We start from the raw sequence: 11,090 nt of genomic DNA, 5'->3' as shown, positions 1-11,090 counted from the left end.
AGTCCTGCAGATGCGAATTCAACTTGTCCAGACGATTATTCAATAGCAAGTATCACCATTGATGAAGCATTATATGCTGGTGAAGATGGCGAGGATCGTTTTTGTGAGGGAGATGAGAGCAAGGATGCAGTAAATCTCTTTGATCTCATTGCCAATGAGGATGCTGGTGGTATCTGGGCTGACACAGATGGTAGCGGAGTAGATATCAGTGATCCAACGATGGTAGATTTTACCGGTCTGGTTGCCGGTTCATATACTTTCACCTATACAGTAACACCTGGTGAAGGATCTGAATGTCTTGCTGACAGTTCTGAAGTAGAGATAATAATTGATGAACCTGTATATGCAGGAGTAGATGGTAGTGTTGAATATTGTGAAGATGATACCGCATTGTCCTCAATAGATCTTTATTCTATTATCACAGATGAGGAGCCTGGCGGTAGTTGGGCTGACACAGATGGTAGCGGAGTAGATATTAGTGAGCCAACCATGGTAGACTTTAGCAGTCTTGGGTTTGGCACTTATACCTTTACTTACACAGTAAGTCCTGCAGATGCAAATTCAACCTGTCCAGACGATTATTCAATAGCAAGTATCACCATTGATGAAGCATTATATGCCGGTGAAGATGGCGAGGATCGTTTTTGTGAGGGAGATGAGAGCAGGGATGCAGTAAATCTCTTTGATCTTATTGCTGATGAGGATGCTGGTGGTATCTGGGCTGACACAGATGGCAGCGGAGTAGATATCAGTGATCCAACGGTGGTAGATTTCACCGGTCTTTCAGCTGGTTCATATACTTTCACTTATACGGTAACACCTGGTGAGGGATCTGAATGTCTTGCTGATAGTTCAGAAGTAGAGATTGTTGTTGATCCTCTTCCAGAACCTCCAGCTTACCAAACTACACAAGCCGACTGTCTTGGTGGTGATGGAGGTCTGGTCTTTACTGATGCCGGTGAAAACCTCTACTATAGTGTAGATGGAGGTGAGTTTGTCCTCTATGCTGGAGAGATCGATCTTGCAGTTGGCACTTACACCTTCAGGATTCGATATGATGAAGATGGATGTATTTCTGATGACTTTGAGGTAAATATTAACAGACCAAGCGATGTTGTCGTAGATGTGTTTGCAGAAGTTATTCAGCCTGACTGTGAGACGCTAATGGGAACTATTGTTATTACTAATGCTGAAGCACTGGTCGATCTGAATTTTACTGTTACTCATCAGGGAACTAATAAAGTTTATTATTCCGAAGTGGCTTATCCATTAGGAGGCTTCACTGGTCTTCCTGTTGGTTCCTACTTTATCGAGGCTATCAGTGATAATGGATGTGTTTCAGGAAACACTTCTGCAGAATTACTTGAACCAGAATGTGTCGAATTCACAGGATGTACACTCGGATACTGGAAAAACCATACCGACAGATGGTGTGGTGATTACAATACCTGTACATCTTATGTCGAAGCTTTCTTTAACTATGAGGGAGGTTATAATGATGCACCCGCTGAGCTCAGAGATTTAACACTCCTGGAAGTGCTGAACCTTGGTGGAGGCGGAGTTTACAACTTCGGTCGCCAGTCTGTAGCTGCATTATTAAATGCCTGTCATGAGGGAGTTGATTATGAACTGCCTTCAACAACAGATGTTATTGATTACGTGAGAGCTAATGTGAACAATGTCGGTGCTGCTGGAAGTTATCTTGATATGCTAAATAATTCCGACTGTCCACTAGGAGGTTCGAAAGCAACAAAAGCACCTTCAGATGGTTGTGAGGATACAGCTGATAGTGGTAAAGGCAACAAGGGTAATAAAGACAACAAAGGAAAAGAAAATAATGGTGCTCAGGAAGTATCTAATGTAAGGACATTCCCTAACCCGTTCAAGGAGAACTTTAATGTCCAGTATGATATCAACTACAAATCAAATGTTGAAGTACAGGTATTTGATATGAGAGGTAATCACTTGAGAACTTACAGGGATAGAAACGTTTCAAAAGGATCTGTCTCCACCTTTAATGTTGACTTCGCACTTAGAGGTAATCAAATGTATGTTCTTAAAGTTAAAACTGACAGAGAGACGTTTGTTAAACAAATCATCTCTTCCAGAAAATAGATTTTGATTAGTAATTATTTACTACAAAAGAAAGCAGCCGGAAACGGCTGCTTTTGCTTTTATTATACGTTAAGTTAAACTTATTTCAGCTTCCTTAGATCCTGAGACAAGGTCAGGATGACGCCTTTCTTCTAGTCTCTTAAGATACTTCTGGAAATAACGATCTTCTGGATCTCTGAAGTCCCCTCATAGATCTGGGTGATCTTCGCATCCCTCATCAAGCGTTCTACATGATATTCTTTTACATATCCGTTTCCACCATGAACTTGGACTGCTTCAACAGTTACGTCCATTGCAGTCTTGGAAGCAAAAAGTTTTGCCATGGCTCCAGATAGATCATAGTTCTCTCCATTGTCTTTGTCACATGCAGCTTTCATCACCAGGTGACGCGAAGCTTCAATAGAAGTATGCATATCTGCCAGTTTAAAGGCAATTGCCTGGTGGTTCATGATCTCGGTTCCAAAAGCTTTTCTCACTTTTGAATACTCTCTCGCAAGTTCGTAGGCTCCGGCTGCAATACCAAGAGCTTGTGCAGCGATTCCAATACGGCCTCCGGAAAGAGTTTTCATAGCGAATTTAAATCCGAAACCGTCTTCCCCGATCCTGTTCTCTTTTGGAACCTTCACATCATTGAAATTGAGAGAATGGGTATCACTTCCGCGTATTCCAAGTTTCTGCTCTTTTGGTCCTATTTCGAAACCTTCCATTCCTTTTTCCACGATAAAGGCGTTGATACCTTTATGCTTTTTCTCCTTATCTGTCTGTGCGATCACCAGGTAGAAATCGGCAGTGCTTCCGTTTGTGATCCAGTTCTTGGTTCCGTTTAGCAAGTAGTGGTCATCCTTCTCGATGGCCGTAGTTCTTTGTGAAGTGGCATCACTTCCGGCTTCAGGTTCAGAAAGGCAAAACGCCCCAATAGATTCTCCTGTGGCTAGTTTGGTAAGGTATTTTTGTTTTTGCTCCTCATTTGCGAATTTCTCCAGACCCCAGCAAACAAGAGAATTATTAACCGACATTACTACAGATGCCGAAGCGTCAATCTTGGAAATCTCTTCCATAGCAAGAACGTAAGAAACAGTATCCATACCGCCTCCACCATACTCGGGAGAAACCATCATTCCCAGGAAGCCCAATTCCCCCATCTTTTTAATCTGCTCCTTCGGGAACTCCTGTTTTTCGTCTCTTTCAATCACTCCGGGCAACAATTCATTTTTGGCAAAATCTCGTGCCGCATCGCGAATCATTATATGTTCTTCTGTAAGCTTAAAATCCATTCGGTGTATTTTTTAAAAAATGTTCGATATTGGTAGCCAAAGATACCCTTTTAGTGGCATTTTTTCAATTGAGTTGGCTATTTTTACCCCAATGAACAAAAATAACTATAACGTTGTAGGAGTTATGTCGGGAACCTCCCTTGATGGCATAGACCTGGCGTATGTGAATTTCACTTCTTCTGAAGGTTGGTCCTACAAAATTTTAGCTGCGGAAACCGTTCCCTATCCTTCCGAATGGCAGGAGATACTTGCTGAAGCAGTTCACTATGATGATATTCGGCTGAAGCAGCTCAATGATAATTACACGCAGTTTCTTTCTGAAGTCATCTCAGAATTTCTTTCCAAAAATGACATTTTTGAACCCGATGCAATTTGCAGTCATGGTCATACGATAAAGCATGAGCCCGAAAACGGATTTACCTTTCAAATAGGAAACCTTCCGGCCCTTGCTTCTAATCTTGGTCACACCGTGGTTTGTGATTTTAGAGTACAGGACGTAGAATTGGGCGGCCAGGGGGCTCCTCTTGTACCCGTTGGTGATGAGTTGTTGTTTGGATCCTATGACTATTGCCTCAACCTGGGAGGATTTGCGAATATTTCGACTAAACCAAATGGAGAGCGAGTGGCCTATGATATTTGTGCGGTTAATACAGTTTTGAATTTCCTATCTCAAAAAACAGGTGCCCCATATGATATGGATGGGGAGATTGCAGCTTCGGGAGAACTTAATGAAGAACTTTTCGAAGAGCTTGAAAAATTACCTTTTTACGGACTCCGTCCTCCAAAATCTTTGGGAATCGAGTGGGTAAGCAAGTACATCTTTCCACTTTTAGAGAGGTATGAGAATTCCATTCCCTCTTTGCTTAGAACCTATACTGAACATGCTGCGGAAATAATTTCGAACGAATTACGGGATACTTCCGAAGAAAAGGTTTTGGTAACCGGCGGTGGTGCGTTCAATGATTTTCTTATTAAAGAAATTCAAAGGCGCACAAAATCTGAAATAATTATTCCTTCAGCAGAAGTAGTGAATTATAAAGAGGCTTTAATATTTGCCTTTTTAGGAGTGCTTAAGTTGAGAGGGGAGAACAATGTTATGAGCTCGGTTACCGGAGCTTCAAAAGACCATTCTTCAGGAGTAATTTTTTTTCCAAAAGGATGAGATAAATCAAGATGTTGCGAAAATTAGTTTTTTATATTTGCCTCAATATTTAATAAGATTATGAAAGAATTATTGAATTTATATCAGAATAAAGCACCTGAAATTGTTTTTAATTGGAAAGATCCCGAAACTGAAGCCGAAGGCTGGGTGGTAATCAACTCTCTGCGTGGTGGTGCTGCGGGTGGTGGTACCAGGATGAGAAAAGGTCTTGATATGAACGAGGTGCTCTCCCTGGCGAAGACCATGGAGGTGAAATTTACCGTTTCGGGTCCTGCTATAGGCGGCGCGAAATCGGGAATAAATTTCGATCCCAATGATCCCCGTAAAAAAGGTGTTTTGGAGCGTTGGTATAAAGCAGTGTCTCCACTCTTGAAAAGTTACTATGGTACTGGAGGAGATTTGAATGTCGACGAGATCCATGAAGTTATTCCGATTACCGAAGACTCAGGAGTTTGGCATCCACAGGAGGGGGTTTTTAACGGACATTTCAAACCTACAGAAGCCGATAAGATCAATAGAATTGGACAACTGCGCCAGGGAGTGATCAAGGTGCTTGAAAATGGTAAATTTTCACCCGATGTTACCCGAAAGTACACCGTGGCCGACATGATCACAGGCTATGGTGTGGCCGAAGCCGTGCGTCACTACTATGATATTTATGGTGGTAATGTGCAGGGCAAAAAAGCAATTGTGCAGGGCTTTGGTAACGTAGGTTCTGCCGCTGCCTATTACCTGGCCCAGATGGGCGCAAAAGTGGTTGGAATCATTGACCGTGAAGGTGGATTGATAAATGAGAGAGGTTTCTCCTTCGAAGAGATCAGGGATTTGTTCCTTAACAAACAGGGCAATGCGTTAAAGTCTGAAAACCTTATTCCTTTTGAGGAGATCAATGAACGAATATGGTCTTTAAATGCCGAAGTTTTTGCTCCTTGCGCCGCCTCCCGACTAATTACAAGGGAACAGGTAGATAAGATGGTAAATTCCGGACTGGAAGTCATTTCCAGTGGCGCCAATGTACCTTTTGCCGATGAAGAGATCTTTTTTGGACCCATTATGGAATATACCGATGAGCGCATAAGCGTGATCCCCGATTTCATTGCTAACTGTGGAATGGCAAGAGTATTTGCTTATTTCATGGAACGCAGAGTGCAAATGACAGATGAGGCTATCTTCAACGACACCTCAATTACTATAAGGAATGCTATTCAAAATACCTTTAACCATAACAGCAGTAAAACTAATATCAGCAAAACTGCCTTTGAAGTTGCTTTAAAAAAGCTGGTATGATGTTATAGTCATGGTAAGCCTTTTAATTGTCATCTTTATTGTTGGGTATCTGGCAATAACGCTGGAACATCCACTACAACTTGATAAAGCGGTTTCTGCCCTCCTATTGGCCACCATTATTTGGGCAGGAATCGCTTTAGGTTTTAATAACGGGATCCTTTCAATTGTAGATTATCACGGGGAAGTTTTTAATGTAACTAAAGGGGACCTGGCAGAACAAATGTGGGGATTTAAAGCAAATCTCATGCACCACTTTAGTTCCATAAGTGAGATCCTGTTTTTTCTTATTGGGGCAATGACCATTGTGGAGATAATAGATATTCATCGGGGTTTTGCTATAATAAAGAAAACTATTGTCACTACAGATAAAAAGAAGCTGCTCTGGGTGCTCGGTGCCCTGGCCTTCATTCTTTCTGCAGTTATTGACAATTTAACTGCCACGATCATTCTTGTTACGCTGCTGCGCAAGCTGGTTCCCAAACGGGATTACCGGGTATGGTTCGCTGCGCTCATTGTAATTGCCGCCAATGCGGGGGGAGCCTGGTCGCCAATTGGTGATGTGACCACAACAATGCTCTGGATCAATAATAAAGTAACTGCGGCAGGCCTGGCAGAGCATCTCATAATCCCTGCACTATTCTGCTTTATACTTCCTTTTGCTGCAGCTATGCGGCTTAAAGCATTTAGGGGAGAAACAGTTTTAAAGAAAAAGGTGATAGATGATGATTCGGAAAGGTTGTTAAGTAGCCGAAAAATGCTTTACGCAGGTTTGGGTGCTATTCTTCTGGTTCCAATATTTAAGGGAATTACAGGTTTGCCGCCCTATGTGGGTATGCTGTTTAGCCTAAGCCTTGTTTGGTTGCTTTCAGAATATGTAAAGCCGGTGAAGAATATCAGCAAAAACGAGAAGAATTTATACTCCACTCATAAAGCCCTTTCTAATATTGAATTTTCGAGTATCCTATTTTTCCTGGGAATATTACTGGCAGTGGCGGGACTTGAGAGCCTTGTATTTGGAACTCTTCAGGGGCAGCAGGTTGGCACTCTGTTTTATGCGGCCAGTCAGCTTTCACAGGCTATTCCAAGTATGGACGCTGTGGTGGTAATTCTCGGGGGACTTTCAGCAGTGATAGATAATGTGCCGCTGGTAGCAGCTTCTATGGCTATGTACGACTTTCCTGTTGATGACAGGACCTGGCATTTTATAGCCTATAGTGCAGGTACAGGTGGGAGTCTTCTTATCATAGGTTCTGCTGCGGGAGTAGCTGCTATGGGAATGGAAAAGGTCAACTTTATGTGGTACTTAAAGAACATCGCTCCCCTGGCATTGCTGGGATTTTTAGGGGGAGCTGTTAGTTTTATTGTGCTTACTCATTTCTTCTAGATTTATATTCCGCTTTTAGGTTGCATTAAATCAAAGGCTGTTTATCTTTACAATTAAAATTAGATTCTCACGTTACATAAAAAAACCAGATACACAAATGCTATACTTTATTCAGGAGGATGGTCTTGCCCAGGCGGCACAGGAGACAGAGCCTATAGTTGAGGAAAAAACCCTTTCGTTGTTTGATTTATTTCTTAGCGGCGGAATTGGAGGACAGGTTATCATTCTCATCCTTTTCATATTGCTGTTTGCAGCCATTTATATCTATTTCGAAAGATTGTTTGCTATTAAAGCTGCTTCAGAAACTGACAGTAATTTCATGAACCAGATCAAGGACTCCGTTTTGCATGGTAATATTGAATCGGCACGTATTCGATGTGCCCAGGCTAACTCGCCAGTAGCACGACTTACAGCCAAGGGGCTTGACCGCATTGGAAGTCCGCTTGAGGATATTAACACAGCGATTGAAAATGCAGGACGTCTTGAAGTTTATAAACTGGAGAAGAACGTGAGTGTACTTGCAACTATTGCAGGTGCCGCGCCTATGATTGGTTTCCTCGGAACAGTAATAGGGATGGTTATAGCTTTTCATGAACTGGCTACCAGTAGCGGCCAGGCAGAAATGGGCGCCCTGGCTGAAGGTATCTATACAGCGATGACTACCACAGTTGCAGGTCTTATTGTAGGTATTATTGCCTATATTGGATACAATCACCTGGTGGTCAAAACAGATAAGGTAGTGCATCAAATGGAAGCTACAGCTGTAGATTTCCTTGACCTTCTAAACGAACCCGTATAGTATGAACTTAAGAGGCAGAAACAAGATTAGTCCGGAATTCAGCATGAGTTCCATGACAGATATTGTATTCCTGTTGTTGATCTTTTTTATGCTCACCTCGCCGGCTATTACTCCGGAAGCTCTTGATCTTATCCTTCCAAAGGCTAAGGGAAAGACCACGAACAAACAGAACGTGGCAGTGAGTATCACAAAAGACCTTCAGGTTTATATTGATAAGGAGAGAGTAAGTAGCAGCTCTTTGGAATCCAGGCTTAAAGAAGTTCTGGCAGGGGTAGAGGAACCTACTATTATATTGCGTGCCGAAGAAGGTGTGCCAATTGAAAAGGCTGTAGATGTCATGGATATTGCAAACCGGAACCGTTACAAGATCGTGCTTGCAGTAAAACCCGAATAAACATTCTCTGCTCTACCCTTTTTGGTAATTGTGGAACTATGTTTGCTGAATAAAATCTAGAAAAAGAACAGAGTGAAATACCTGGAAACAGAACACGAAAGAAAATCAATGGCAATCACTGTGGTTCTCCACGTGTTGCTAATCCTGCTATTGCTGTTCTTTGGCTTCACTTATCTCGACCCACCACCCGAAAATGGGATAGCTATAAACTTTGGTACTTCAGAGGTTGGTTCGGGCATTGAACAGCCAACTGAGCCTGTTAAAACAGCGCCTCAACAAACCAGTTCTCCGGTAACTCCTGTGGAAACCAATATTAAGGAAGAAGTGGTTACCCAGGAAGTTATTGAAGCTCCAGTAATAGAAAAGAAGAAAGAAGAAAAGGTCGTGCAAAAAGTGGAAACCCCTGTGAAAAAGGTGGAAGAGCCGGTAAAAAAGCCCGATCCCAAACCTTCTAAATCTACTACAGATGCCTTGAGCAGTATTCTTAACGGCCCTGCTAATGATGGGCAGGCGAGAGGAGGAGAAGGTAATGATGACGTTGCAGGTGATAAAGGCAGCCCCGATGGTGATCCTAATGCGAAGTCATATTACGGTACAGGAATGGGACTTGATGGCGACGGGAACTATCGACTTGGTGGTAGAAAAGCCCTCAATAAGGAAAAATTTGTACAGGATTGTAATGAATCGGGCCTCGTAGTGGTTCAAATCGAAGTAGACCGAAGTGGTGCTGTAACACGTGCTATTCCAGGGGTAAAAGGTACAACCAATAACGCTACCTGCCTTACTGATCCTGCAAAAAGAGCTGCCCTTGCTACCCGCTTTAACAGTGATCCCGATGCTCCCGCGAAGCAGGTGGGCACCATTATTTACAACTTCAAACTTACCGAATAACTTGATGACCTATACAGAAACTGTTGAATGGATGTTTCAACAGTTGCCCATGTATCAACAGGTTGGGAATAAAGCCTATAAGGTGGATCTTTCCAATATACATAAGTTGATTGCACAGCTGGGAAATCCTCACCATAATTTTAAGACCATTCACGTCGCCGGTACTAACGGCAAAGGTTCCGTTTCTCATATGTTGGCTTCCGTACTTCAGGAAAGTAACTGTAAGGTGGGTCTATACACCTCTCCTCATTTAAAAGATTTTAGGGAAAGGATTAGGATCAACGGGGAGGTGATTTCCCAGGAGGCAGTGATTGATTTTATTCATCATAATAAAGCCTTTTTGGATGCCGAAAGTCTTTCTTTCTTCGAAATGACCGTGGGAATGGCTTTTGAATACTTCTCAAATGAGAAAGTCGATATTGCTGTAATTGAAGTTGGTCTGGGCGGAAGGCTGGATTCCACCAACATTATTTCTCCTGAAGTTTCTGTTATCACAAATATTGGTTTTGACCATGTGAACATCCTCGGGGATACCCTGGAAAAGATCGCTGCAGAAAAAGGTGGGATTATTAAGCAAGGGACGCCGGTTGTAATTGGCGAGTACCATGAAAATACTTTTCCTGTGTTTAAAAGGCTTGCTGAAGCAAATAAAGCCCCTTTTTACCTTGCTGAAGATTTTTCCGGCAAACCATTCCTTTCAGATCTTAAAGGACATTATCAGCAAAAGAATATCCGCACCGTTTCCATGGCTCTGGAGGTGCTGAAGGGTCTTGGATGGGAACTTACAGAGGAAGCTGTGGAGAAAGGTCTCAAAAATGTCATTTATAATACCGGCCTTAGAGGAAGATGGGAGGTGTTGCAGGAAGAACCGAAGGTTATTTGTGATACGGCACATAACAAAGAAGGACTGGTTTATGCGATGAAGCAGTTACAGGAAGAAGCGTTTGAAGATCTACACCTGATAATTGGAGTGGTAAACGACAAAGACCTGGATGCGGTGCTCCCGCTTTTTCCAAAAAATGCAAAATATTATTTTTCGCGTCCGAATGTCCCAAGGGGTCTTGATGCCGGAGAACTTCAAAAAAAGGCAGCCGAAAATGACCTTTTTGGAGGCTTATATAATTCAGTTCCTGAAGCTTATAAAGCTGCGCTGCAAGCGGCTTCGGTTAAGGATGTGATCTACGTTGGAGGCAGTACTTTTACAGTTGCAGAAATAATTTAATTTTTTTTAAAATATTCTTTGCAGAATTGAAAATGTGGTCTATATTTGCATCCGCATTCAGAGAGGTAAACGCCTTAAAAGATGCAAAAGTTCATAAAGATGTTAGGGCAATTAGCTCAGTTGGTTCAGAGCACCTCGTTTACACCGAGGGGGTCGGGGGTTCGAATCCCTCATTGCCCACAGATTTTTTAAAGGCTTCCTCTTGGAGGCCTTTTTTGATTTCAAGGGTGATTAGCTCAGCTGGTTCAGAGCACTACCTCGACAAGGTAGGGGTCACTGGTTCGAACCCAGTATCACCCACTAAAGTGGGAACTTTCAAGTTCCAAAAAAATACAAATTCCAAAATATTTGCAAACCTAACAGGTCTCCAAGACCTGTTAGGTTTTTCGTTTTCAGACTACCTGTCTTTTGGGGGAGGTTGTGGCTCATTATAAAGTAGAATTTGGGTGTTGGTCACTGGTTCTCCCGATAGCTATCGGGACAATATCACCCACTAAAGTGGGAACTTTCAAGTTCCAAAAAAATACAAATTCCAAAATATCTGCAAACCTGACAGGTCTCC

The 11,090-nt window shown here is 42.4% G+C and carries 9 protein-coding genes and 2 tRNA genes; 10 read left to right on the top strand and 1 reads right to left on the bottom strand.

Translation table 11 applies throughout. From position 1 onward, the window contains the following. On the top strand, positions 1–2,115 hold a 2,115-nt coding region (locus tag LA313_RS13410; RefSeq protein ID WP_228915822.1), incomplete at its 5' end, for a T9SS type A sorting domain-containing protein. Positions 2,116–2,246: 131 nt separating this feature from the next. On the opposite strand, the gene LA313_RS13405 is transcribed toward LA313_RS13410, so the two are convergent. After that, positions 2,247–3,389, bottom strand: coding sequence for an acyl-CoA dehydrogenase (locus tag LA313_RS13405; RefSeq protein ID WP_228915821.1), 1,143 nt, complete (start codon positions 3,387–3,389; stop codon positions 2,247–2,249). A 91-nt stretch (positions 3,390–3,480) separates the two neighbouring features. Here LA313_RS13405 and LA313_RS13400 point away from each other — a divergent pair, with 91 nt between their 5' ends. From LA313_RS13400 to LA313_RS13360, 9 genes are all read left to right on the top strand, one after another. Next, positions 3,481–4,551 (top strand): anhydro-N-acetylmuramic acid kinase, encoded by a 1,071-nt coding sequence (locus LA313_RS13400; RefSeq protein WP_228915819.1) that lies wholly within the window; start codon positions 3,481–3,483, stop codon positions 4,549–4,551. Between the two features lie 60 nt (positions 4,552–4,611). Beyond that, positions 4,612–5,838, top strand: a complete 1,227-nt coding sequence (locus tag LA313_RS13395) for a Glu/Leu/Phe/Val dehydrogenase dimerization domain-containing protein (RefSeq protein WP_228915817.1) — start codon at positions 4,612–4,614, stop codon at positions 5,836–5,838. A gap of 10 nt (positions 5,839–5,848) precedes the next feature. Further along, positions 5,849–7,222 (top strand): sodium:proton antiporter NhaD, encoded by a 1,374-nt coding sequence (nhaD, locus tag LA313_RS13390; RefSeq protein WP_228915813.1) that lies wholly within the window; start codon positions 5,849–5,851, stop codon positions 7,220–7,222. 97 nt (positions 7,223–7,319) lie between these two features. Continuing rightward, positions 7,320–8,021: a MotA/TolQ/ExbB proton channel family protein gene (locus LA313_RS13385; RefSeq protein WP_228915811.1), complete on the top strand. Its 702-nt coding sequence runs from the start codon at positions 7,320–7,322 to the stop codon at positions 8,019–8,021. A gap of 1 nt (position 8,022) precedes the next feature. Next, positions 8,023–8,415, top strand: a complete 393-nt coding sequence (locus LA313_RS13380; RefSeq protein WP_228915810.1) for an ExbD/TolR family protein — start codon at positions 8,023–8,025, stop codon at positions 8,413–8,415. A gap of 72 nt (positions 8,416–8,487) precedes the next feature. Continuing rightward, positions 8,488–9,306, top strand: coding sequence for an energy transducer TonB (locus LA313_RS13375; protein WP_228915807.1), 819 nt, complete (start codon positions 8,488–8,490; stop codon positions 9,304–9,306). A 4-nt stretch (positions 9,307–9,310) separates the two neighbouring features. Next, complete coding sequence (locus LA313_RS13370) at positions 9,311–10,528, top strand: bifunctional folylpolyglutamate synthase/dihydrofolate synthase (RefSeq protein WP_228915806.1); 1,218 nt, start codon at positions 9,311–9,313, stop codon at positions 10,526–10,528. Between the two features lie 105 nt (positions 10,529–10,633). Continuing rightward, a tRNA-Val gene (locus LA313_RS13365) sits at positions 10,634–10,708 on the top strand. Positions 10,709–10,753: 45 nt separating this feature from the next. Continuing rightward, positions 10,754–10,828 (top strand) — tRNA-Val (locus tag LA313_RS13360). Positions 10,829–11,090 lie beyond the last annotated feature (262 nt).

Source organism: Salinimicrobium sediminilitoris (genome assembly GCF_020866905.1).
GTDB lineage: Bacteria > Bacteroidota > Bacteroidia > Flavobacteriales > Flavobacteriaceae > Salinimicrobium > Salinimicrobium sediminilitoris.
The sequence above is the reverse complement of the archived record's forward strand: the minus strand, read 5'-3'. Positions and strand labels throughout refer to the sequence as shown.